The organism is Jutongia sp. (assembly GCF_057878315.1).
The window spans coordinates 1-25,948 of sequence record NZ_DBLXSO010000032.1 but is presented as its reverse complement, the minus strand read 5'-3'; the positions used below and the strand labels follow the sequence as shown (position 1 = coordinate 25,948).

19 protein-coding genes are annotated in these 25,948 nt (G+C 47.5%); 14 read left to right on the top strand and 5 right to left on the bottom strand.

Annotated features, from left to right (window positions below; genetic code table 11):
- Nucleotides 1-87: 87 nt before the first annotated feature.
- The 4 genes from ACZLMD_RS08715 to ACZLMD_RS08700 all read right to left on the bottom strand — a co-directional run bounded on the left by ACZLMD_RS08715 (nt 88) and on the right by ACZLMD_RS08700 (nt 5,113).
- Nucleotides 88-2,739 carry an ABC transporter permease gene (locus ACZLMD_RS08715; protein ID WP_489495565.1) on the bottom strand — a complete coding sequence of 884 codons (2,652 nt, stop codon included), beginning with the start codon at nt 2,737-2,739 and terminating at the stop codon, nt 88-90.
- 11 nt (nt 2,740-2,750) lie between these two features.
- On the bottom strand, nt 2,751-3,422 hold the full coding sequence (locus ACZLMD_RS08710; RefSeq protein ID WP_118559224.1) for an ABC transporter ATP-binding protein: 672 nt from the start codon (nt 3,420-3,422) through the stop codon (nt 2,751-2,753).
- A 116-nt stretch (nt 3,423-3,538) separates the two neighbouring features.
- On the bottom strand, nt 3,539-4,438 hold the full coding sequence (locus ACZLMD_RS08705) for a sensor histidine kinase (protein WP_484104722.1): 900 nt from the start codon (nt 4,436-4,438) through the stop codon (nt 3,539-3,541).
- On the bottom strand, nt 4,439-5,113 hold the full coding sequence (locus ACZLMD_RS08700) for a response regulator transcription factor (protein ID WP_022306477.1): 675 nt from the start codon (nt 5,111-5,113) through the stop codon (nt 4,439-4,441).
- Nucleotides 5,114-5,606: 493 nt separating this feature from the next.
- Here ACZLMD_RS08700 and ACZLMD_RS08695 point away from each other — a divergent pair, with 493 nt between their 5' ends.
- From ACZLMD_RS08695 to ACZLMD_RS08645, 11 genes are all read left to right on the top strand, one after another.
- Nucleotides 5,607-7,220, top strand: a complete 1,614-nt coding sequence (locus ACZLMD_RS08695) for a Firmicu-CTERM sorting domain-containing protein (RefSeq protein WP_022306476.1) — start codon at nt 5,607-5,609, stop codon at nt 7,218-7,220.
- Complete coding sequence (gene xrtG, locus ACZLMD_RS08690; protein WP_022306475.1) at nt 7,221-7,817, top strand: exosortase family protein XrtG; 597 nt, start codon at nt 7,221-7,223, stop codon at nt 7,815-7,817.
- Nucleotides 7,801-9,168, top strand: a complete 1,368-nt coding sequence (locus ACZLMD_RS08685; RefSeq protein ID WP_489495564.1) for a TIGR03111 family XrtG-associated glycosyltransferase — start codon at nt 7,801-7,803, stop codon at nt 9,166-9,168. The genes xrtG and ACZLMD_RS08685 overlap by 17 nt, the downstream gene beginning before the upstream one ends.
- Nucleotides 9,169-9,171: 3 nt before the next feature.
- Entirely contained in the window at nt 9,172-10,302 is a 1,131-nt protein-coding gene (locus tag ACZLMD_RS08680; protein ID WP_489495563.1) for a hypothetical protein, read from the top strand.
- Nucleotides 10,268-10,729 (top strand): 6-carboxytetrahydropterin synthase, encoded by a 462-nt coding sequence (locus ACZLMD_RS08675; RefSeq protein WP_022306472.1) that lies wholly within the window; start codon nt 10,268-10,270, stop codon nt 10,727-10,729. The genes ACZLMD_RS08680 and ACZLMD_RS08675 overlap by 35 nt, the downstream gene beginning before the upstream one ends.
- Nucleotides 10,730-10,740: 11 nt before the next feature.
- Nucleotides 10,741-13,203, top strand: a complete 2,463-nt coding sequence (locus ACZLMD_RS08670; protein ID WP_489495562.1) for a 6-pyruvoyl-tetrahydropterin synthase-related protein — start codon at nt 10,741-10,743, stop codon at nt 13,201-13,203.
- 39 nt (nt 13,204-13,242) lie between these two features.
- Nucleotides 13,243-14,577, top strand: coding sequence for an MATE family efflux transporter (locus ACZLMD_RS08665; protein ID WP_482521933.1), 1,335 nt, complete (start codon nt 13,243-13,245; stop codon nt 14,575-14,577).
- Nucleotides 14,578-14,730: 153 nt separating this feature from the next.
- Nucleotides 14,731-16,929 (top strand): glycosyltransferase family protein, encoded by a 2,199-nt coding sequence (locus tag ACZLMD_RS08660; RefSeq protein ID WP_482523226.1) that lies wholly within the window; start codon nt 14,731-14,733, stop codon nt 16,927-16,929.
- Between the two features lie 153 nt (nt 16,930-17,082).
- The gene (locus ACZLMD_RS08655; RefSeq protein ID WP_118559233.1) at nt 17,083-17,595 is read left to right on the top strand and encodes a gamma carbonic anhydrase family protein; all 513 of its coding nucleotides are present in this window, start codon (nt 17,083-17,085) and stop codon (nt 17,593-17,595) included.
- Entirely contained in the window at nt 17,592-18,950 is a 1,359-nt protein-coding gene (locus ACZLMD_RS08650) for a sodium-dependent transporter (RefSeq protein ID WP_489495561.1), read from the top strand. The genes ACZLMD_RS08655 and ACZLMD_RS08650 overlap by 4 nt, the downstream gene beginning before the upstream one ends.
- Before the next feature lie 41 nt (nt 18,951-18,991).
- Nucleotides 18,992-20,347, top strand: a complete 1,356-nt coding sequence (locus tag ACZLMD_RS08645) for a sodium-dependent transporter (protein ID WP_482523225.1) — start codon at nt 18,992-18,994, stop codon at nt 20,345-20,347.
- 159 nt (nt 20,348-20,506) lie between these two features.
- Here ACZLMD_RS08645 and hcp read toward each other — a convergent pair whose 3' ends face one another.
- Nucleotides 20,507-22,069: a hydroxylamine reductase gene (gene hcp, locus ACZLMD_RS08640; protein WP_482523230.1), complete on the bottom strand. Its 1,563-nt coding sequence runs from the start codon at nt 22,067-22,069 to the stop codon at nt 20,507-20,509.
- Between the two features lie 234 nt (nt 22,070-22,303).
- On the opposite strand from hcp, the gene ACZLMD_RS08635 reads away from it, so the two are divergent.
- From ACZLMD_RS08635 to ACZLMD_RS08625, 3 genes are all read left to right on the top strand, one after another.
- On the top strand, nt 22,304-22,948 hold the full coding sequence (locus tag ACZLMD_RS08635) for a TetR/AcrR family transcriptional regulator (protein ID WP_489495560.1): 645 nt from the start codon (nt 22,304-22,306) through the stop codon (nt 22,946-22,948).
- A gap of 172 nt (nt 22,949-23,120) precedes the next feature.
- The gene (locus tag ACZLMD_RS08630; protein WP_022306463.1) at nt 23,121-23,822 is read left to right on the top strand and encodes an ABC transporter ATP-binding protein; all 702 of its coding nucleotides are present in this window, start codon (nt 23,121-23,123) and stop codon (nt 23,820-23,822) included.
- Nucleotides 23,822-25,948 (top strand): ABC transporter permease (locus ACZLMD_RS08625; RefSeq protein ID WP_489495559.1); only part of this gene is annotated, 2,127 nt, incomplete at its 3' end. The genes ACZLMD_RS08630 and ACZLMD_RS08625, both read left to right, overlap by 1 nt.

Genomic DNA, 25,948 nt, shown 5'->3' with positions numbered 1-25,948 from the left:
AAATCTGAATAAACTGAGAAACGCCAGTACCGGCATTGCCGCTACTGGTGTTTCTCTTTTTTATTATAGACTCGTTTTCAGCTATCCCTACTCCGTGCGTCTCAGACGGTCAACTACACTGACCCTGCTTTCCTGACGATAGAGCAGTGCAGGAACGGTGCATCCGACAATCAGAAATACGAGAACGGCAATAAATACCGGTACAAGTGTTGGGCGCGCCGTGAAGAACCAGACGGTGTTGGTAAACATATGTCCGATCGGAAAGGTCAGTACGGTCGACAGCGCCAGGGCAAGCAGCGATGCGCTGATGGCGTAAAACAGGCCTTCTTCGATCAGCATGGTGCGAAGCTGACGGTTCGTCATGCCAACGGACTGCAGCACGGCAAATTCATGCTGTCTTGTCAGGATGCCGGTCAGGATCGCATTGATAAAGTTCAGTGTGCCGATCAGCGCAATGACTGCGCACAGGAAGCCGCCGCAGATTATGAAGAGATGCTTGAAGCTGTTGAGTGAAGCACGCTGCGAAGCACGGCTGTCGAAGCTGAGCTCGCTGGCAGGACCGGAGGTCTGACGTTTCAGATAACGCTCCGCGCTGGTTTCCGCTTTGCGGTTTGGCGTATCAAACAGATAAAACAACCGGGATGCCTTCTGACCGCTGTCCACCAGAAACTGATCGTGCGTGAGAACCGTGGAATAGGAGTCAACGGAGTAGCGGTAGCTCATGCTGTACGGCACGCTGACCAGAGCACACACGGTGTAATTGATATTGCGTGATTTAAAAATATGGTACTGCAGGTATTGTTCCGGGGTAGAGTCATCAGCCGGCTCGCCGGTGCGCGCATCAATAACGCCATCCTTCCGGATATAAGATACCTTCAGAGTATCTCCGACCTTTGGATATTTCTCCGGGTTAATCATATTTCCGTAATCGTCTGTATCGACAACGATTGCGATCGCATGTTTTGATGTGTCCGATAAAGCGGACAGATCTCCGCTGTGAATGGTCAGCTTTGAAAGCAGGGAGGAATCCAGAATTTCCAATTGCATATCGGACGCAATCCGGCCATTCCGGTGATCCTCGTAGCTTAAGTTCTGCTCCAGCTCCTCTTTGGTATAGATATCATCATGGAGCTTGCGGTAGGTCTTCTCTGTGATCCATGTGACCGGCTGGATGTCATCTTTTGGCTTGTAGCCACAGCCGCTCAGGCTGTTCTGGGTGTTTTGCCGGATCTCATCGATTGTGTCCTGTGAGATGTTTTCATTCATGTTTCCGTCATAGCGGAAATAACTGTTATTGCTGACGATGAAATCGCCGCACAGCATTCTGGAGAGATATTTGTCCATATCAAAGCCGTTGACGAACAGCACCAGAATATTTAACAGTACGATGGACAGAGACAGCGATATCACGACCAGAACAGTTTTGCGTTTGTTTCGTCCCAGATTGGCAAATGCCATCTGATGTACTCTGGCTCCGCGTGTGCGGCGTTTTTTGGCGCGCGAGCGTGAAAGCTCCGTATATTTGGCGGCCTCTACCGGAGATACTCTGGAAGCCATTCGTCCCGGACGGAAGCAGGAAAGAAGAACCGTGCCGAGAGCGAAAAGACCGGCACCAAGGAAGATCCATGGGGATGTGCTGATCGTGCCGGACAGTGAAAGGTTAGAACTCTTTAAGATCAGCGGAGTCATTTGGCATCCGATCAGATAGCCGAGAACAAGTCCGATCGGAATGCCGATCAGACAGAGGAAGAGAGCCTGCTGTCGTATGATCCGGCGAAGCTGTGCCGGGGTGACACCGATGGTTTTGAGAAGTCCGTAAAATCGAATATCACTTGTGACGGATATCTGGAAAATATTATAAATGATCAGGAATCCGGTAAAGACGGTCAGGAGTAAAAAGCAGATGACACCGACCAGGGAGATAGTGTCCGGATTATCGGACAGACGGGAGGCGGTATATCCCCAGTTAGCACCGATACGTACGCTGTTTTCTTCGTCGCGTGTGTTCCAGTTGTAACCGAGATCTGTGTCGATATTCTCCATTGTTTTCTCGATATTAAAGCTGGAACGGAGCATAACGTTTAAATCGGTGCGAAAGTTTGTGAGCCCTTCTTTCTGACCGATGGCGATTGCCTCGTCCACGTAATCTCTGGAAACGTTGATATAGTGAACCGGCATGACATCATCAAAGTTCCAGTAACCGACCAGAGTAAATGTGGCGGTCTGCGTGCTGCCGGACTGTGTACTGTCACAGAGTGTGTAGGAGAGAGAAACTTTTTCGCCAAGCTTTGGTGTGACGCCGAGAAGCTTTAATGAGCCTGTGTCCATTGCGATTTCGTGTCCCTTTTGTGGGACACGTCCGGTGGTTGGTGTGGCGTAGCTCCACTTTGCTGTGTTTGGATCCATATAGCTGATTTCTGCGCTGCATTTTTCGAAACCGTCATCTGATTTTGTACCGATGACAATGCGGGTGCCGCTTTTTTTGATGTCAGGGTGTGCCTGAAGTGCCTTGATCTGCTCATCGGTAACGTCTTTAAAGGTTCCGTGGCTGTAGCCGCCGATCTGACGGAAGGTATAGGTTTCATAGCTGGCGTTGACCGACATCATCACGGTAAACAGCGAGGTGAATAAAAGTGTTGTCAGTGCGATTGCAATGATCGCGATGATATTACGCTTTTTGGCTGCTTTTAAAGCACGAAAGCTTAAGCGGCGGATACATTTATGATTGGAAACATGCATACTTTCACCCCCTAATTCCGACGGAAGATACAGCCGTCTTCAATGTGAATGATACGGTCTGCCATCTGCGCAATCTCTTCGTTGTGGGTGATCATGACGATCGTCTGGCCAAATTTCTCGCTGGTGACTTTTAAGAGACTTAAAACGTCCTGGCTTGTTTTGGAATCCAGATTACCGGTTGGCTCGTCGGCGAGAATAATCGACGGTGTGCCTGCGAGTGCCCTTGCAATCGCAACACGCTGCTGCTGGCCACCGGAAAGCTGATTCGGAAGTGCTTCCAGACGATCCTTGAGTCCGAGTGTTTCTGCAATCTGATCAATATATTCGCGGTCGATCTTTTTGCCGTCCAGCTCCAGCGGAAGCACGATATTTTCATAGAGATTTAAGACAGGCACCAGATTGTACGACTGGAAAACGAAGCCGATCTTGCGGCGGCGAAAGATCGTAAGCTGCTCCTCGGAGAGCGAGAAAATATCCTTCCCGTCGACCATTACTTTACCGGTTGTGGGACGATCCAGTCCGCCGAGCATATGAAGCAGCGTGGACTTTCCGCTTCCGGAGGTGCCGACAATAGCGGTAAATTCGCCCTTTTCCACGGTCAGATTGATGCCGCGCAGAGCGTGAACGGCGTTTTCCCCATCGCCGTATATTTTGGTGAGATTTTCTGTTTGTAAAATAGACATGATTCATTTCCTTTCTTTGTAGATCTGTAAACACGTTCAGTATGACATACAAATCTTTCCACAATCTTTCAAGGCAGGAAAAAATTATGACGGTTTTGTAAGAATTGCCGTCCGGGTTAGGAGAGAGGAAGATAAACAGAGAAAACAGAGCCTTTGCCGGGGACGGAGGAAACCTTAATATAGCCATTCTCTCCGGACAGGATTTTGCGGGAAAGATACAGACCGATGCCGACGCCGCTTTCATCCTGTACCTGACCGGAGCGGTAGAAGCGCTGGAATATTTTAGGAAATTCCTCCTCGTCTATGCCGATGCCTGTATCCGTGATATCGATCCTTGCAAACAGCTCATAGGTGTAAACGGAGACAGTAATGCCGCCGGTGGAGGTATATTTGATGGCATTGTCCAAAAGATTGCCGATCGCTTCGCTTGTCCACTTCGGATCAAAGCAGACCGTGGCATCGGCTTCGCAGACAGTCAAGGAAAGCCCCTTGGCTGTGGCGGCAGGTATGTACTGCTCCTGAAGCTGGAAAAGCATGGGCATAATCGGCTGCTTTTTGCAGGAAAGCGCAATGATGCCATGTTCCAGACGGGATAGTTTGACCAGAGAGTCGATCAGAAAACGCAGCTTTTTCGTCTGAACTTCGATCGCCTGAGCACTGTTTCTGGCAGAATCGGAGAGATTTTCTTCCAGTAAAAGCTCACCGTAGAGCTGCAGATTGGCGATTGGTGTTTTGGTCTGATGGGAAATGTCGGCGATGAAGGTTTTGATACGGTCTTTCTCGGTGGCAACATTCTGCGCTGAAAGAGCGGATGCGGAAAGATAGTGTGCGAATTTTGTTTCCAGAGCGGATAACAGGCTTTCGTCAAAAGTATCCTCGGTAAATTCTCCGTTTATCGCGAGAGTTAGCATGTGATCCAGCGTCTCCATCGTGCGTTTTGTCTTGTGTCTGTTCCACAGAACAACAGCGGTGGCGGTGATCACGGCGGCTGCTGTAACAAATATATAAAGGTTCATTTATTCTCCATTCTCCCAGCGGTAGCCGATTCCGTAGACAGTCCGGATGCAGGACTGGGCATGCAGCTTGTCGCGAAGGCGTTTGACGGTGACGGAAAGTGCGTTGTCGTCTACAAATTCACTGCCGTCCGTCCAGATGCGGTCGGTGAGCTGATTGCGTGTCAGTGTGATACCGCTGTTGGACGTCAGCAGATATAACAGCTTCTGTTCGGTGCGGCTAAGCTCGACGTCAGAGCCATTCAATGTGAAGCGAAGCCTTGCAAAATCAAACGAGTAGTCTCCTTGAACAAACACAGAGGATGTGTCTGTCGTGGAATGACAGCGCAGCTGCGTTCCGACACGCGCCCGTAGCACGGCAAGGGAAAATGGCTTTGTGATATAGTCATCGGCACCCTGCTCCAGACCTTCGACAATGTCCATGTCCGTGTCATTTGCGGTTAGAAGGATCACAGGCATCTGCGGTGTCTGTTCCTTGATCTCACGGAGCAGCGTAAGACCATTGCCGTCCGGCAGTGAGATGTCAAGCAGGACCAGAGACACGCTGCCGGTTATAAGCTGTTCTCTGGCAGCCTGAAGACTCTGGCAGGAGATAGTCCTGCGTCCGGGTTCTTTTAATGCCCGGCACAGACCTGCGTTTAAGCCGCGGTCATCCTCAACGATCAGTATTTGTTCCATGGTAATCCGACATTCCTTTCTGGCTTTTGGCATATTTTTGATATATGTCATGCTTTACAATATAGATGATTATAGATGTTTTTGCACAGAAAGACAACCGGATCGGAAACATCATGGCAACAGAATATACATAAAATAGACACAGATCCGAGGTATACTTGGTAAAAAGTGAGAAATTGCCCGTTTACTTGCGTTTGTCATCCCTTTCCGGTTGACGAATATGAAGATTTTGCTATAATAATTCAGAGAATTATTACAATATAATATACGCGAAGGGAGAAAGGATCATAGTGATCGCAGAATGCGGATAATGGTACCCGGTAGTCGACGGACTGCTGTGTGGACGCTCCTTCGGATTTGAAAAATGAAGTTTTTCAAATGGATGATTTTTCGTATAACAGACGATATAACAGATAGAAATATAAAAATATTGTTGTATATATTTCACAAAAGAATGACACGCATAGTATAGACAGAAGAGGAAGTGATAGAGATGATAAGAGAGAGGATGAGAATAGACCGGTTCCGTACATGGATCGGCATGGCAGTGCTTTTGCTGGCATTTGCGGTTTCACCGGCAGTACGGGTGCAGGCAGCGCAGATTACGATTGACGGAGATCCGCAGGAGTGGACCGGCGTGGATATGCAGAATTCTTCGGACAGCGCCGTGGCAAAGTGGGCTGTGATGCAGGATGACGATTATGTGTATTTTTATGTACAGCAGAATGGTGGTAATGAGTACTACCTTCCGATCAGCAATACGAATATTGATATTAAGTATGCAAGCGGTCAGGGCGGCAGCAATACCCAGATCCGTTTTACTTATATGATGCAGGAGTTCAAGAACGCCTGGTACGGAGATATTACTGGCGTGAAGAAGGCATATGCGCCAAGCAAGGAAGCGAACAAGTACGAGATTGAGTTTGCGATTCCGAAGTCCTTTTTCAGTGAGGATGATTATACGATCACCTACGGTGGCATCTCTGTCAAGAGCAGTGATATCAAGCATGTGAAGGATCATGAGCAGCCGACACCGACGGCAGCGGTATATCAGGGCATTACGATCGATGGAACCTTTACCGACTGGGACAGCATTTCCAAAAAGAAGATCGATGACCGGTGGATCGATGAGACGGCAGCCGTATTTGACGGGGACTATCTGTATCTCTATGTGAAGGAGAAGGAGAATGGTTCTGCGACAGGTGCCGGAGAGCGCGGCAACGGTAAGTATACGATCTATACCGACCTCGGCAGACATACGACTTTCCAGATCCGGAAGGATTATATCGAGGGGATTGACGGAGCGAAGGTTTCTTATTCCAACAAGCGTTATGAGATTGCCATTCCGGCATCTGCCCTGCGCCAGTATAAGGATACGATTTCTTTCGGATATTATATGCGGGACGATATGCTGCTCGATGATATTGCCAATCTGAAGGAGGATACCGAGACAGACAAGACCTTCAACAAGATTGTTTACGATGGCAAATATTCCGACTGGGATTATTATCCGCATCAGCTGATCCAGTATTCGACCAGCGGTGGAACCGGTAATGATGCCGAGGCGGCACTTTATGTGGAAGGAACGACACTGTATGGTCATGTTCTTTCTATGCTCCATATGAACGAGAAGGAGTTTCAGCCGTTTGCGCTGCGTCTGAATGAGAATGATGAGACTACCATGGGACTTCGTCTGGTGACGGTCGATAAGAACGGCAATATCAATAAGGATTGTAAGATCAATAATCTGGATGCGGGAACGTATGAGTATTATCTGTGGGATTTAAACTCAGGCTCATCAGCAACGAATATCAACGATGATGATGCACCGATCTATGGCAGAATGTATCTGACGGTCCGACAGACAGCCGATGGTAAGTCAATCTCCGATGAGATGGAATTTGAGGTTGATCTGGAGAAGTTAGCGAAGCATTTTGATCTGGATCCGACGGATCTTAAGATGATCCAGGCGAAATACATTAATATTGGTAATGAATGGGTATCCATTGCCGGTACATCGACCGGTACCTGGATGGGAATCTCTCTGTGCGGACTTTCAGTGCTGGCGGTACTGTGGTTTCGGAGAAAGAGAGCGAAGGTGGTATAAATGACACCGATATTAGGATGGATCATATTTGCCGTGTGGCTTTACGTTCTGTGGGTCACCCGCAGAAGCGAGCTGCCGGCATGGCATTTTATATGGGGAAGCTGTGGGCTTTTTGTACTGCTGATGATTTTTCTTCGTCCGTACTGTACACAGCCGCTGGCACAGGTTGTCGCTGCACTGGCGGGAGGCTTTGGCAAGCTGACCGGTATGTTTCAGTCGTACTTTAAGTATGGTGTAATCTTTGTCAATACAAGAGCGGGTGCCATTTCTCTTCTCATTGACTTTGAGTGCTCCGGCATATTGGAGATCATGGCATTTGTGGCACTTCTTGCATTTTTCCGTGCATATACCGTTTATGAGAGAGTCGTGGTAGGGATCCTTGGAACGTTTTATATTATTCTGGCAAATGCGCTGAGGATCATTGCAATCTGCGTGATTATTTATGTGTTTGGCATGCCATCCTATTATGTGGCACATACCTTTGTGGGACGTATCCTGTTTTACGCACTGTCCGTTTTATTGTACTTCTTTGTATTTACCAAGACCCAGATCATACGCCAGAAGGTAGGTGGCTTTACGTATGGAACTGATAAATAGATTCTGCAATTCATTTTTATTCTGGGCGGCATGGATCATCATTCCGGTGATGATGGAGATCGTACCTTCTCTTGGAAGTGTGTTTGTCCTGATCAAGAAGCATATATTTCATAAAGAGATCATAAAGCCGGCGATTGATCCGGAGATTTCTCTGATCATTCCGATCTATAATTCGATGGATACGCTGGAGCAGTGTATCCGTTCCATTGATGAGAGCGATTATCCGGATGAGAGGATTCGTATCTTTCTGGTGAATAATCAGGGGCAGGATGACAGCTTTCAGGTGTTTTGTGACTGTCAGCAGAAGTATCCACAGCTTCAGATGCAGTGGCTGAATGCGAAGCAGGGAAAGTCGAAGGCACTCAATATGGCGCTGTTTAACAGCGAGGGCAAATATATTATTCATATTGACAGTGATGGTCTGTTGGAACGGTCGGCGCTGCGCAATATGGTGTATCGTTTTGAGGCGGATCAGACGATCGAGTGTATGACAGGAGTCATTCTTACCGATCCAAAGCAGGTGCAGGCGTATCCTCCGGTGCTGCCGCGTATTCTCCGTAAGGTGGAGTTTATGGAGTATGCACAGGCGTTTCTTGCCGGGCGGAATTACTCGGCGGAGGTAAATGCGGTATATACACTTTCCGGTGCATTTTCGGCATTCCGCAAATCGGCAGTATTAAAGTCGCAGCTTTATAACACGGATACAATCTGTGAGGACACACAGATCACATTCCAGATGAAATATCTGCAGAAAACCAAAGTCGGAATCTGCGAGGATGCGATTTTCTTCGTGGATCCGATTGAGGACATGGATAAGCTTTATACGCAGCGTCAGCGGTGGCAGAGAGGAAGTCTGGAGGTTTCTCATCTGTTTTTGAAGGACAAGTTAAAGGCACGCAATATGCTTACGAATGTCGGTGTGCGGACGCTTCTGTATGACCATACCTTTGCGTTTCCGAGAATGATCTGGTATCTGGCGCTGATCTGTCTTTTGTGCATGAATTATTCGTTTGCGCAGATTGGATATTCAACACTTTTTTTGTATGGACTTTATGTGCTGATCGGTGTATTTTATTATATTTCGACGGTAGGCTTTCTGAAGAATTTTAAGGAGATCCGAAAGTATTATGCGAAGCAGTGGTATGTGATCCCTGTTCTTCCGATTTTTAATCTGATGGTGTTTTTTATCCGTTTTGCCGGTGTGATCAACAGCATCAATACGGACAGTGCATGGAAGACAAGAAATTTCACACAGGAAAAGGAGAGCTTTGTACAGACAGTGGCGAAGGATTTCAGTGTAGTGGGTCATTTTCTTGGCAGGATCAGGGATTTTGTGAATAATAAGGAGTAAATCGTGAGAAAGACAAAGTTTTGGAAATGGATCACCAATATAAAAGTGATTTCCGTGCTGATCGTTGTGGCAGCAACCGGAATGGGGGCGCTGGGCGTTCATCAGGCGCAGGAGTATGAGCGGAGTACACTGGCAATCTATGCGGAACAGCAGGATGCGTATGTACAGCTTGTGCTGGATCAGATCAACCTGCTGGAGGATCGCAGCGACGAGGAGATCGTTCGGAATATCCTCGGCTCTCTGGATACGTCCGGCAGGAAGTACTGGACGCTGACGAAGGATCAGGCACTTTTGTTCGTGAAAGATATTACGGAGACAAACCGGTATAAGGGATTGACGACGGAGACATTTTTTACCTCGGACAGTGCAGCGCATTTCTTAAAGAAGCTTGCGGTAAACCGGGTGGTTCATCAGATGATCACGTTGGATGGAGACCGCTATGTGGCATCCGGTGTGATCTTTGAATATAACGGTGCGCAGTATAAGATTTGTCTGCTGACCAATGATACCGTGATACTGGATAACAATGTATTTTTGTCCTCCAAGATCGGTCTTTATGTGTTTGGCGCGATCCTGCTTGGCATGTTGCTCTTGGTGGCAATGATCTTTGCAAATGTTGTTGATCTTCGTGACCGCAGGATCCGTAAGCTGGAGAAGCATATTACGAGTCTGAATAAGGTGCTGGAGGAGCAGACAGAGACGATCCGCGAGATGGACAGCTATCATACAAGATGGAGCATTTTCCGTCTGCCGATGCTTGAAATGTTTGTGGATAAGCTTGCCGAAAGAAAGACGGCGCCGCTTACCTTTGTGGAGCTGGGATTTGCATCAAAGGAGGAGCGGAAGCATTTCCTGAATCAGGCACAGATTTTGCTGGATGAAAAGGTGATCCGGTTTGAGAACTCATCGGATCAGGAGATCGTGCTTTTGTTCCTGCAGTATGAGGAATGTGAGGTAATAAAGGGAATCGAGGCAGTGAGTGCGCAGGCAGGTGAGTGCAAGGTGCTGCAGAGTGAGACATATACCGGCGAAGGGGAAGCACTGATAACGGTATATGAGCGGTTTACAAAGAAGCTGGCAGAAAGGATGGAACAGGACGATGACGAACACAACATTTCGGGAATACAAATTTAAATTTTATCTGAATGCCAATCATTTTATTGTGATCAACGGAAAAGAGGGAGAGGTGCATCCACATACATGGGAGTTTATGGTGGATGTACTGATGAGTGACCAGAAATTCGTACAGTTCGATGCCTACGAAAAGGCAATCGACGAATATTTTAATAAATATCAGAACCGCGTGTTAAATGAGATCGATCCGTTTGATCATATGGTGCCGACGCTGGAGAATATGTCGGATTATTTTGTGAATAACATCCGGCGCATCGTCAAGGAGCTGGGAGGTCATCTTGTGAAAATGGAGAGCAGTGAGACACCGACCAGAAGCTATGTGATCAGCTTTGAGCGAGAGGCGGAATATCTGGAGAGCATTCGTAGAAGCTCGAAGGAACAGATGAGTCAGGTGGTTGATGGCATTTTAGACCGTATTATTGATTAAAGGAGAGTACCGTGAAGAAGCAGGCAGGAATCACGATGACGATCATGCTTTATCTGATGGCAGCCATAGCGATTGCCTATGTGATCCGAATCGGTGGAAATTATCCGACAGGTGTGGACACGATGTGTCATGTCTATAAGGGAGACGTGTTGTATCATGAGATCCGGCAGGAAAACTGGTATCCGCTTTATGACCGGTTCTGGTACAACGGTGTGCAGATGATGCGCTATTGGGCACCGCTGCCGGTATATTTTCTGGCGTTTTGTCAGGCGATCGCCGGGGGTGTGGATCTGGAGGGGTACCTGGTCTTTGTATCCCTTGTCTTTTATCTTGGAGCACTGGTATGGCTTTATATCGGCATCCGCAAGAACCGTTTCGTATTGGGAGCGTTTATGGGGGGATTGTGGTTTTTTATGCCCAATAACCTGTACGCTCTTTTTGTGGAGGGAAATCTTCCGCGTTCCCTGTCCATGGTTTTGCTGCCGCTGTTTATTTATTTTGTCAGCGAATATCTGTTTGAAAATAACTGGCGCAGTTTGATCAGGGCGGTTCCGGTGTTCGTGGGGATCGCACTTTGTCATGTGGGGGATGCCGGTATGATCGCGTTGGCGATGCTTTTGTTTCTGCTTGTTTACCGGATCCTTTATCACCGTACCGGCAAGTGCATTCCGGTGATCGTAAGCATTATTCTGCCCTTTATGATCATTGGGATATGGCTGTATGCATCCTTGAAGGGAGGCATTACATCGACGGACAGTTCACAGGTCATGAAGGGATTTTTCCAGGATGCAGTGATCTCGCTGAATCCCCTGCGTCGTCTGACCAGAGGAAATACCGATTTTTATTTCGGCTTTGCGGCATTTGTGGTTGCCGTGTTTGGTGCATTTTGTAGTAAGAGACGTTCTATGACCGGATTCTGGGCGGCACTTCTGATCTTTGTATGTACGACGACATCTATGTATACGGTGCTTTCCAAGCTGCCGGGTAGTCAGTATCTGTGGATGCTTCGTTTTATTTCAATCGCGCTCGTCATGATCCTGTACAGTTTTATGATGTGGACTTCGCTCAAGCGGGGCTTTGTGATCCTGTGCTGTGTGCTGCTGGTATTAGACTGCATTCCGTCCTATGGACTTATCTGGCATGGAATCGGGGAACGAACCGCAAAGGAGAATATGCAGCTTAGTGCAGATGCAAGTCTCATCACAAAGGCAAGAAGTATTACGAAGCAGAGAGTGGCACTGATGGATGGCAGCAGCCTCGGCGCGATGGCACCATATCTTCTGACAGACTATGATGAGGAGCAGACGCAGGGTACATATGGTGCAGGCTGGCAGTCAGCGGCTACCGCAGTCAATATTGTAGAACTCAATGAGGCGGCGGAAAGAGGCTTTTATCCGTACCTGTTTGACCGGGCGCTGGAGCTTGGCAATGATACGGTGTTGATAAAGATCAGTGAACTGAAAAATGGAAGCAAGGATATCCCCGACGTCACAAATGCGGCGAAGGAGCAGGAATTTACGCTGGTACAGTATAATGACAGCTTTCTGTTATATCACCGGGAGATCAGTACCGTTTTTGGGACAGTCTGCAAATATGACGGACTGGCGATCGGCAATGCGGCGGCATCGCTGACCTGCAGCTATCCGGATATTACAAGAGGAGATTCGGCGAATCTGGATGACTATACCTTTGCAGAGCTTTCCGGATACAAGGTGATCTATCTGTCCGGTTTTTCGTACAGTGATAAAACGAAGGCTGAGAAGCTGGTGAAAAGGTTAAGTAATGCCGGAGTGAAGATTATCATCAGCGGAGATGGTATTCCGCAGGATGCACATACGAAGGAACGGGACTTTCTCGGTGTGAGTTGTCAGGATATTTATTTTGAAAACGGCTATCCGATTCTTTATACTGCTCAGGGAGAGCTGGATACGCTGCTGTTTGATAAAGAAAACGCACAGTGGAAGACGGTATATTTTAACGGATTGGATCAGGCGGATGGTTATCTGTATGATTCAGGCATGCGTGTGGACTTTGCAGGGACAGTATATAACGATAATATCGTGTTTATCGGTTTGAATCTGTCGTATCATTATTTCCTGACAAAGGATGAAAATGTCGGTGCATATATGGACCGGCTGATGGGAGATCAGCTCAACTCCCTGCCGGACAGAACGATCGTGCCGCTAAAGATCACATATCGTTCTGACGAGATACGGATCGAGTCACCGAGGGATAATGTGAATACGTCACTGGCATACCATGATATTTTCCACAGTAAGCAAAAGCTGTTAAGTGAGCATGCACTGACAGTGGTGCGCCACGGTGTGACGGTGATCCGGTTGAAGTATCCGTATGTGATGCAGGGAATGATTTTAAGTCTGGCAGGAATTATCGGCTATCTTTTCTTTATCTTGTGGCTTCGCAGGAAACATCGGCACTTAATTGTGAACAGAAAACAGTTAAATAAAACATAATGTGAAATAACAGAATAAATAAACAGATTGGGAATTAAAATGAATGAAAATTATATGAAAGAAAGACCGGTGGTGCCTTTGCTTCTGTCGATGGCACTTCCTATGGTTATTTCGATGATGGTAAATTCGCTGTACAATATTGTGGACAGCTTTTTTGTGGCGAAGATCAGTGAGGATGCCATGACAGCACTGTCTTTGGTGTTTCCGGTGCAGAATTTTATTAATGCAGTGGGAATCGGTTTTGGCGTCGGAATCAATGCGGTGATCGCACTTTATCTGGGTGAGGGCAATGAAGAAAAGGCAGATAAGGCGGCAACGCAGGGACTTGTCTGTGCGGCAGTCCATTCCGTTATTATGACGGCGGGAAGTATTGCGGTGATGCCGTCATTTTTGAGGGTGTTTACGTCGTCAGAGGAAGTGCTTTCCTACGGCATCCGTTATTCGCGAATCGCCTTTTTGTTTGCTCCGGTGATCATGTTTGCAATGGCATTTGAGAAGATTTATCAGGCGGTTGGTAAGATGAAAGTCACAATGACAAGTCTAATGTGTGGCTGCATTGCCAATATTATTCTGGATCCGGTACTGATCTTTGGAATCGGACCGTTTCCGAAGATGGGAATTGAGGGGGCGGCGCTTGCGACAGGAATCGGACAGCTTCTGCCGCTGATCATTTATCTGGTGCTGTATCTGGTATGTCCGATCCGTGTCCGGATCCGTATATCTGATATCAAGCCGGATAAGTATATTATTGGTAAGCTGTATTCCATCGGCATACCGGGAACATTGAATCTGGCATTGCCGTCACTTCTGATCTCAGCACTGAATGCGATCCTTGCGGCATTTGCGGGAAGCTATATTTTTGTGCTGGGCATTTATTATAAGCTGCAGACCTTCTTGTATCTGTCGGTGAATGGTATTATTCAGGGAATGCGTCCGCTGATCGGATTTAATTACGGCGCGAAGGAATACAAAAGAGTTCAGAAGATATTCCGTGTGGTACTGCTTATGAGCGTTGTGATCATGGCGGTTGGCACGCTTTTGTGTCTGACGGTGCCGGGAACGCTGATGGGAATGTTTACGGATGTGCCGGAGACGATTCGAGTAGGTGAGACAGCACTTCGTATCATCAGTGCCGGCTTTATCGTTTCATCAGTGTCAGTAGTTGCTTCCGGGGCACTGGAGGGAATCGGAAAAGGGATTCCGTCGTTGATCATTTCTCTCTGCCGCTATATCGTGGTGATCATTCCGATGGCGTTTTTGTTAAGCAGTCTGATCGGTCCGACCGGTGTCTGGCATGCTTTTTGGATCGCCGAGCTGGTGACAGCGGTGATATCTGCAATCCTTTGGAAACGGTCAAGTTCATATAATATTTAGAAAATGAAAGAAAATCTTAAGAGTATTTTGAGATTTTCTTTCTTTTTTTCTGGTATATTGGTTGGCAGATGGAGAAGCTATTGATAGCAGGTGTGTTTTTATATCGCATCTGCAGCGTTGAAATTGCAGATGGAGAAAGGACGGAGGATTTTTATGAAGAAAATAACGGATGCGTTCTGCCGGCTCTGTCAGGGAATGACAGCCACAATCGGCGCGATTCTTCTGGTGATGTCAGCATCTGCTATGATGATATATGGTGAGATGTTTTCTAAAGGGAATGCGGTTGGAATGACACAGGCGATGTTATTGATGACGGTTCTGATATCTGCCGGCTTTGTGGCAGTGTACCGGATATTTCTAAAGAGCGGTAAACGTGTGGCGGTCATTTTGTTTGCGGTACTTGTGCTGCTTCAGATCGGATTTCTGATGTTTGTGTCTCATCCGATGGCGATCAGTGATCCTGCCAGAGTGCAGAATGAAGCCTTGCTGATGGTGCAGAAACAGCATGGACAGATGAACATGCAGGATATGTATTTTCAGAGATATCCGAACAATCATTTTATTGTCGTTCTTTTCTACTATTATTATAAACTGCTTTCCTTTTTAGGGATTCATAAGGTGTGGGAACCAACGGTGGCGCTGAATCTGGTATCGATCGATATCGGAGTCTTTATATCCTGGCTGGCGGCACGCCGTTTTAAGGGGATTTCCTTTGCAAATGTTCTTTTAGGATTGTTTATTTTGTGCCCGACCACGTATGTATGGCTGACAACCGTGTATACCAATACGATCTCATTTCCGTTTGTAATGGCGATCCTGTATCTGTGTCTGCGGCTTCATCAGTGCAGGGGAAATATGCGCGGAGAATATAAACTCTGGGCAGGTCTCGGTACGCTGATGGCAGTGGGATACTGGGTGCGCCCGACTACGATCATTCCGATCATTGCGGTCAGCATGTATTTTGTGATCCGTTTTATTCAAGGGGAAACAAAGGATTCCGCCCGCGTCTGTCTGGTGAAGGCAGGACTTGCGGCAGGCGCGTTTGTATGCTGCTTTATGGGATGCTTTGGGCTGGTTGGCAGACATATCGACCGGAGCAGACTGAGTGGACAGTTTCCGATAACACACTGGATCATGATGGGGTTGAACGAACAGTCCGGTGGAGAGTTCTCGAGATCGGATGAGGCATACACCATGAGTTATCCGACAAAGGAAGAGAAATGGAAGGCGGATGTGGAACGGATCAGGGAGAGAGCTTCCGGAATGGGTGCACCGGGACTTTTGCGTCAGGCGGGAGTGAAGATGTACGGAGTATGGGCACTGTCGGATGATGACTGCTTCGGAAAGGCAGGCTACGCCAGCAATTTCCCAGGCCTGTATCCGTATTTTATGGGACACTCCAACACCTGGTATCTGCTGTTTATGCAGGCGTTTCGAGTGGCAACATTTTTCTTTCTGCTGGTCAGCGTCCTGATGCAGATCAGGCAGCGGAAATTTGATATATCCTTTGTATTTTCCCTGACATTTCTGGGGGCGGTTTTATTCTTTATTCTGTGGGAGGCGAACCGGAAATATAATGTTTGCTTTATGGGCGTTTATATGCTTTTGATGGCAGATGGAATTGAGAGATGCTTCCGTTATGTCAGGGGCGTTGAGCATAACAGAGCCGGGATTCGGGAAAGACTTGGCGTCTGCATGGCGATATTTGGTGTTTTATGTTTTGGTCTTACGATGCAGCTTCAGATAAAGACGGTGCAGGGACAGGAAAAGACGGGCGAGAATGTTGTCTACCACTGTAGAAATTACCCGGATTCCGTGCCGGTCAATACCGTCGATAAAAAGAAAACAGGACAGTTTAAGCGCAGGGTTGTGATGGAGCAGACGATCCTTCAGGGACAGCGGATCGAAGCGGGCGACAAAGAGAAGATCACGATCAATTTTGAGGTAAAAGAGAAGAATCTTTCAAAGCAGGGTAAAAATCTCAAAAAAGGTTTGACGAAAGCAAAGGCATTGAAGAATAAAATAGAAAAACCGTCCGGACGAAAAGAATACCGGGTTGAGGTGATTTCTCTGCAGAGCAGACAGAAGCTGTACGGCAGAAAGGTAAGTCAGGCACAGCTTGACGGAAAAGAGCGTCTTGTGATCCGTCTGCCGCGGGCACGCAGGGATAGTACAAAGGGGTATCTGGTACGTCTTAGTCATTTGGGAAAGAAATACACAATGGTGCCGAAGGTCAGTCGTTTTCCTGATCTGAATCCATACCCGTATGGTTCGCTGTATATTAACGGTCAGAAAACATCTTATGATCTGTCAATGAGTATTTCGAAAAAACATAAAGATATTCAGGTATAAGAGGATAAATCCCCCGATAAAATAGAGAATTTTAGGGATTTGACTTGCGCAGACAATAGAATCAATGATATGATAGACAGGCTAAGGTTTCGTGAAGACGGAATCTTAGCCTAAACTATTTTTATGGGAAAATTAACGGGGAATGATGTAATTATGAAAGAACAAAGAGTGATGAAATGGACAGAAACAGAGAACGGGGCATATCTGTTTCCGGGGTGCGTTGTAACCGGCGATGTGACGATGGAAAAGGCTGCATCGGTTTGGTACAATGCGGTCGTACGCGGTGATATGGCACCGATCACGATCGGAGAAGGAAGCAACATTCAGGACAATGCGGTTGTTCATGTGGACAATGGCTTTCCGACCGTGATCGGCAATGGCGTTACGATCGGTCATGGGGCGATCGTTCATGGCTGCACGGTGGAGGATGACTGTATTATCGGTATGGGGGCGGTTCTCCTGAATGGGGCGAGAATCGGGAAGAACTGCATTATCGGTGCAGGAACACTGGTGCCGGAGGGGAAGGAAGTGCCGGAGGGATCGGTTGCCTTTGGTAATCCGGTGCGTGTATACCGTCCGGTCAATGAGGAGGATATTAAGCACATTCATGCGAATGCGGCAGAATACGTGGAATATGCAGGAGAAGGTGAAGGAGAATACAATTGAAAAGAGAGAATTTTAAGTCGCGGCTGGGGTTTATCCTGATATCGGCAGGATGTGCGATCGGAATTGGCAATGTGTGGAAGTTTCCGTATGTAGCCGGAAGAAACGGTGGCGGAATTTTTGTACTGTTTTATCTGTTGTTTCTGGTTATGGTGGGTGCTCCGGCGCTGACCATGGAGTTTGCAGTCGGGCGTGCAAGCCGTAAGAGCGTTCTCGGGTGTTATCAGGAGCTGGAGCCGAAGGGGAGCAAGTGGCATCTGCATGGCTATGCGGCGTTATTTGGTAATTATGTGATCATGATGTTTTACACAACAGTGGCTGGCTGGATGATCAGTTATTTTTACCGTTTTCTGGCAAATGACTTTTATGGTCTTGATACAGAGGGGGTCTCCGAGAAGTTTAGCAATATGCTTGCTGATCCCAGGGAAATGCTGTTTTGGATGGCATTGATCGTAATACTGGGCTTTCTGATCTGTTCCATGGGACTGCAGAACGGTGTCGAGAAGATCAGTAAGCCGATGATGATCGGTCTGCTTGGTCTGATCGTGATTCTGGCGGTCAACAGCATGATGCTGCCGGGCGGTGCAGAGGGAATTAAGTTTTATCTTGTGCCAAACTGGGAACAGGTCAAAAAGGTTGGGGTTCTTAATGTGATCATTGCGGCAATGAATCAGGCGTTCTTTACGCTGAGTGTCGGTATGGGTGGTATGGAGATCTTTGGAAGTTACATGGACCGGGAGCATACGCTGCTCGGAGAGTCGCTTCAGATTGCGGGGCTTGATACCTTTGTGGCACTGATGTCCGGATTGATCATTTTTCCGGCGTGCTTTGCCTACGGGATCAATCCGGGAGCGGGTCCGGAGCTGATATTTATCACGCTGCCGAATGTGTTTATCCAGATGCCGGGAGGTCGTTTCTGGGGAGCACTGTTTTTCCTGTTTATGACATTTGCGGCATTTTCAACGATTATCGGAGTCTTCGAAAATATCATTGCAAGCTGCATGGATAAGTGGGGGATCAGCAGGAAAAAAGCGTCTCTGATCAACGGAGTCATTATATTGATCGGCTCTGTGCCGGCAGTGCTGGGTTATAATGTATGGAGCAGCTTTCAGCCGAGAGGAGCCGGAAGCACGGTGCTTGATCTGGAGGATTTCATTGTCAGCAATCTGCTGCTTCCGGGCGGAGCCGTTGTATTTCTGCTGTTCTGTATGACCGGATGGGGCTGGGGTTTTGAAAATTATCTGTCAGAGGTCAACACAGGAAAAGGACTTAAGATGCCACGCTTTCTGCGGGGGTATCTGACCTATGTGATGCCGTGCATTATGCTGGTGATCATTATTATGGGACTGATCGGATAGTTCCGTATGAATATAGAAATTGATGGAAGGAATATGTAACGATGCAAAGAGAAAGCTTTAAATCAAGATTGGGATTTATTCTGATTTCTGCCGGTTGTGCGATCGGTATCGGAAATGTCTGGAAGTTTCCGTATGTTGCGGGACAGAACGGAGGAGGAGTTTTTGTACTGTTTTATCTGTTCTTTCTGGTCGCAGTCGGTGTGCCGGTGTTAACCATGGAGTTTGCGGTCGGACGTGCCAGCGGCAAAAGCGTGATCCGCGGCTATGAGGCACTGGAGCCGAAGAAGAGCAAATGGCATCTGCATGGCTACGCTGCACTGTTTGGCAATTATATGCTGATGATGTTTTATACGACAGTGGCAGGCTGGATGATCAGCTATTTTTACCGTTTTCTGATCAATGATTTCAAGGGGCTTGACACCAAGGGCGTAACAGATAAGTTTTCCCATATGCTGTCTGATCCGAAGGGGATGACGTTCTGGATGGCAGTGATCGTTATTATTGGCTTTGTGATCTGCTCCTTCGGTCTGCAGGCCGGCGTTGAGAAGATCAGTAAGCCGATGATGTTAGGGCTTCTTGCGCTGATCGTGGTTCTTGCGGTCAACAGTATTTTGCTGCCGGGCGGTACAAGCGGTCTGAAGTTTTATCTGATCCCGGACTGGAAAAAGGTCGAGGAGGTCGGCTTGTTTAACGTGATCATTGCGGCAATGAATCAGGCGTTTTTCACGCTGAGTCTTGGTATCGGTGCGATGGAGATCTTCGGAAGTTATATGGGAAAGGATCACACTCTTTTTGGAGAGTCCATGCGGATCGCGGCGTTAGATACCTTTGTTGCGATCATGTCCGGACTGATCATTTTCCCGGCGTGTTTTGCCTACGGAATTAATCCGGGAGCGGGTCCGGAGCTGATCTTTATCACGTTGCCGAATGTATTTATCCAGATGCCGGGCGGCAGGATTTGGGGAACCTTCTTTTTCCTGTTTATGACGTTTGCGGCATTTTCCACGATCATTGCCGTATTTGAAAATATCATTGCATGCTGCATGGATAAATGGAAGGTAAGCCGCAAAAAATCGGCACTGATCAATGGAGTGATCATACTTGTGGCTTCATTGCCGGCGGTGTTCGGCTACAATATCTGGAGCAGTTTTCAGCCGAGAGGAGCCGGAAGCACGGTGCTTGATCTGGAGGACTTTATTGTCAGCAATCTTTTGCTGCCAGGCGGTTCCCTGGTCTTTCTGTTGTTCTGTGTGACGAAATGGGGTTGGGGATTTGACAAGTATCTGGAAGAGACCAATACCGGAGCCGGAGTGAAGTTTCCGAGGGCACTTCGTGGTTATGTAACGTTTGTGCTTCCGGTTATTATTCTGGTCATTCTGGTGCTGGGACTGCGGTAATGGGCGAAGTCTTATGTATGGTGCAGGGTAGATAGCTTTTGACTATGCTGATGGCGTGGTCTGCTTTGCTTCCGGTTGCGTTTGAATTTTATATTATGACATTTTGACAGGTATATCACGGTATGACATACCTGTCTTTTCTTTTGGAGGAAAATGGAATCAGCCTCTTTTAAGGATTGCATCCATATCCTGCTCCGGTGCGGTGATCGGCTGCAGATTGTAGGTGTCGACAAGATATTTGACAACGGTTTCTGACATAAATGCCGGGAGGGTCGGTCCGAGATACATGTTGCGGATTCCGAGGGATAACAGCGTCAGCAGGATGCAGACAGCCTTCTGCTCATACCAGGAAAGCACCAGCGTGAGAGGAAGGTCGTTGACGGAGCAGTCAAATGCATCGGCAAGTGCTAAAGCAACCTTGATGGCGCTGTAGGAATCGTTGCACTGTCCCATATCAAGGATACGTGGAATGCCGTCGATCTCACCAAGATCCAGATCATTGAAACGATATTTGCCGCAGGCGAGAGTGAGAACAAGAGAGTCCATCGGTGTCTGCTTGACGAAATCCGTGTAATAATTTCTGCCGGGATGAGCGCCGTCACAGCCGCCGACAAGGAAAATATGCCTGATATGTCCCTGATTGATCGAGTTTATGATCTGCTCTGCATGGGAAAGCACGGCAGCGTGTGCAAAGCCTGTGGTGAGAACATGACCGCCGTTAATGCCGCTCATGCTGTGGTCGTGTTCATAGCCGCCAAGCCTCAGTGCGTGCTCAATGATCGGTGTGAAGTCCTTGTTGCCGTCGGCATCTCCGGTGATATGGGTCAGTCCCTTGTAGCCGACAACAGATGTCGTGTAGACGCGGTCCTGATAGCTCGGGCGCTGCGGCATCAGGCAATTGGTGGTAAACAGGATTGGTGCCGGAATATTGTCAAACTCCTTCTGTTGGCTTTGCCATGCTGTTCCAAAATTACCGGCCAGATGAGGATATTTTTTAAGCTCCGGATATCCATGAGCGGGGAGCATTTCGCTGTGTGTATAAATATTGATTCCCTTGTCCTTTGTCTGTTCGAGCAGCTGGGAAATATCCTTGAGATCGTGACCGGATACGACAATGAAGGGACCTTTCTTAATATCGGTCAGAACCCTGGTCGGTTCCGGCGTGCCAAAAGTTTCTGTGTTGGCGCGGTCCAACAGCTCCATGCATTTGAAATTGACCTGTCCAAATTCCATGATCAGATCGATCCATTCCTCCGGTGTGTGCTCTTTGTTGATCTCACATAAGCCCTTATAGAACCATTTGATGACTGTATCGTCCATGTAGCCGAGATTCATGGCGTGGTGTGCGTAGGCTGCCATACCCTTCATTCCGAACAGGAGCGTGGAGCGCAGAGACACAATGTCATTGGCTCCGTCCCAGAGGCTGACCAGCGAAATGTCATCACCGGTGAGCTTGCAGCGTTCCTTTCGGACATGGTCTGTGAATGTGCGGATTGCTTCATCGTCAAAATTGACATTGGTTAATGTGGTAAACAATCCATCGATCAGAAGCCGGTCGGTTAATTTCGAATGCTTGTGCGCATCGTGAGCTGCCGTGGCAAGACGGATCAGTTCATACACAAGTTCATCCTGCAGATGTGCAGTCTCCGGCTGCTTTCCGCAGACTCCGGTGTTGATACAGCCCTTGTTTCCGGCGGTCTGCTGACATTGAAAACAAAACATATTTGCCATAATAATCCTCCAATCATTTTGTGATGTCAGGGTCAAAAGGTGATTGACAGATATCAATTTGTATGTAAACATACGCTGGTATCTGATTTTACCCCTTGAATCAGTCTTTCCAAATTGTTTGCGGCGTATACCGTTAAAGTGTTCCGGTTAGAAAATGCTTGACAGAAAGAAAGAAGAATGATAGCATAACGGTGTTATGTTGGTAATGAGAAGAAAGAGGCAGCTATGAATGATGAGAAGGAAACCAGGAAAAAGCTTCAGGAGAGTGCGATGCAGGAATTTCTGGAGAAGGGATTTATGAAGGCATCTTTGAGAAGCATCTGTAAGAATGCCGGAGTGACCACCGGAGCGTTGTATTTTTTCTTTCAAGATAAGGATGATCTGTTTGCTTCTCTGGTGAAAGAGCCTTTGGCAAATGTATATGCGGTGATGGAGCAGCATTTTGCGGATGAGAAGCAGGCACTGGAATCGGGAGAGTTCTTGTCCGGCGCGATTCAGACGGAGGATGCGGCCGATGATTTCCGGGTGACTGTGGACATTGTACATGCGATGTACAGCAGCAGAAATCAGTTTCGTCTGCTGCTTGAGAAGTCACAGGGGAGCTCGTTGGAGGGCGCAGTCGATCAGATCGTTCAGATCAGTGATCAACACTACCAGATGCTTGCGGAGACGATGGCGAAGCTGACAGGGGCACCGCCGATTGAGCATAATGTGATCCATTGGATCGCACATATGCAGATTGATCTGTTTGTCTATGCAGTGACGCATATTGAATCCGAGCAGGAGGCGATCCGGTATATGGAGCATGCAGTGCGCTATATGGTCTGCGGATGGTATGGAATGTTTGGAATTGTGCCGGATATGGAATAGACGTGTAAAGCAGATCCGAATAGTGATCAAAAGAATGAATAAGGGAACTGTGGAAGCAGTTCCTAAAAAAACGACAACAACATAACAGTGTTATGTTATTGGTAAAAATTATCAATAAGGAGATGCTGCCCGATGGATATTTGAACGGGCAGAGCACAAAAGGAGGACGATTATGTATCTGGAAGTGAAGGATTTGAAGAAGAGTTATGGATCAGGAGAGGGATTTGTGCAGGTTCTGAAAGGGATTACGACAGGTGTAGAACAAGGCGATATGTGTGTGATCCAGGGAACCAGCGGTTCCGGTAAATCAACGTTTCTCAACTGCGTCGGAGGGCTTGATACGATTGACAGCGGTTCTGTGATCGTGGATGGCAAGGAGATCGCAGGACTCAATCAGACACAATTGTCTGAATACCGCAGAGACAATCTGGGCTATATTTTCCAGTTCTATAATCTGGTTCCGAATCTGACGGTTCGCGAGAATATCCAGGTCTGTGAATATCTGACAAAGGATCCGCTTGATATGGATGAACTGCTGGAAACACTGGGACTTACGGCTCACCAGAACAAGTTTCCGTCCCAGCTTTCCGGTGGACAGCAGCAGCGCTGCGCAATTGCCCGGGCACTGATCAAAAACCCAAAGCTTCTGCTCTGCGACGAGCCGACCGGAGCACTCGACTCCAAAACCTCCAGAGATATTCTTGTGCTTTTGGAGACGATCAATGAAAAGTACGGAACAACGATGCTGATCGTGACGCATAATAATTCGATCAAGGATATGGTTCATAAGGTGATTCGGATCAAGGACGGACAGATCAGCAGAGAATATTATAATGAAACGAGAGTACCGGCAGCAGAATTGGAGGATTTGTAATGCAAAAAGTATTGAGAAAAAGAATCCTTCGGGATTTACGTGAGAATAAATTTCGTTATCTGGCACTGGCGGTTCTGATCATTATGAGTATGTATCTGGTGATCTCGCTGGTAGGAGCGGCGGAGACGATCATGCAGGGCGGAGAAAAGTCCGACCGTGAACACCGGGTTGAGGATGGAGAGTTTTCCGTATTTGTGCCGCTCACGACTTCAGAACGAAAGGAGCTGACCGGCAAGGGTGTAGAGCTGCAGGAAAGCTTCTATATGGATTATGAGATGAAGGACAACAGTATTCTCAGATTGTTTGAGAACCGTGAGAAGATCAATCTGGCAGTTATCCGGAACGGAAGAAAAGCGGAGTCTTCGGATGAGGTCATGCTGGAGCAGAGATACTGCGAAGAGCATGGTATCAAGGTTGGGGATACTGTGACGATCGGCGGGGAGAAGCTTACCGTGACCGGTATCGGATGCGTTCCGGATTACAATGCACCGTATCACAATCTGTCGGACAGCACTGTCGGAAGCAAGCAGTTTGGCCTTGCTTTTGTAACGGCAGAAAAGTATGACCGGATGCGTGAGCAGGGGAAAAGTGCACAAACGGAGGTGTACAATTATTCGTACATCAAAAAGGAAGATATCACAGACAAGAAGATTAAGGAATGGCTGAAGGATCAGACCATTGACAGCAGTGAGATTTTGGACAAATGGTTCAAAAAATACTGGGATCAGACAGGTGGACAGAAGGATAAGCTGACAAAGGGAATCAATAAGCTTGTCAACGGTTCCGCAGAGCTTTCCGATGGACTTAATGAACTTTCAGCAAACAACAAAAAGCTTCAGAATGCCAGCGGAAGTATCCTTGAGGCGTATTTAAAGGAGGCGTCTTCGGCACTGAAGGCATATGGTCTGAAGGAAGATCTGACCGAGGATAATTTCGAGAGCACATTAGAGCATTTAAAGAATGAAAACAGTGAAAATGCCATTGTGAAGCTGTCGATCGGTTCGCTGTCGGATCAGTTAACTATGTTAAAAAGCTATAAGGATGGGGTAGTACAATATACAGATGGTGTCGGGGATGCCGCTGAGGGAGCTTCGAAGTTATCAGACGGTGTCAGTAAGCTCAAAAAGGGAACCGACAAGCTGATGGATCAGTATTTTAATATTTCTCTGAGCAATATGACGGAATTTGTCACAGCAGAAGAGAATATGAGAATCGGCGCAACGACAGATGATCAGGTCATCAACAAAATGGGTGGTCTTGTCGCAGGTGTGATCATTATGATTTTATTTACCTATGTGATCTCGGTCTTTGTGGTACATACGATCGAGGCGGAGAGCGGAGTGATCGGTGCTCTCTATGCGATGGGTGTGACCGGAAAGGATCTGATCCTTCATTATCTGATGCTTCCAATCTGCGTTACTTCGATTTCGGGAGCGATCGGAACGGCGATCGGGTTTTCTCCGATCGGTGTCAGACAGCAGATGGCAGACACGTATAATTATTTTTCGTTTCCGGAGGTGCCGAATGTTTATCCGGTTTATCTTCTGGTGTATGGACTTGTCATGCCGGCACTGGCTGCAGTTATCGTCAACTGGCTTGTGATCCGCAGGAAGCTGGCACAGCCGGCACTCAAGCTGATGCGCAAGGAACAGAAGCAGGGGAGATTCGGACGTGTTAATCTGGGAAAGATGGGCTTTGTATCAAGATTTTGTGTTCGCCAGCTTCTGCGGGAAATCCGTACCAGTCTGACGGTAATCTTTGGATTATTTATCTCACTGTTGATCTGCATGCTCAGCCTTGACTGCTTTGTGATGTGCGATAATATCCGAAAAGACAATAAAGCGGACACCCGGTTTGAATATATGTATACCTACAAATATCCGACGAAGAACGCTCCGGATGATGGAGAGGAAGCATTTGCCAGAACGCTGAAGAAGGAACGGTTTGGTTATAATCTGGATGTCACGGTCATGGGACTTACCAAGGACAATTCCTTTTTTGATGCCGATGTGAAAAAGAGTATGAGCCGCGTCATTATTTCTTCTGCGGCAGCACAGAAATTTGGTCTTTCCAAGGGGGATCAGATCGTGCTAAATGATGAGGATGAGGAAAGAGATTATGCGTTT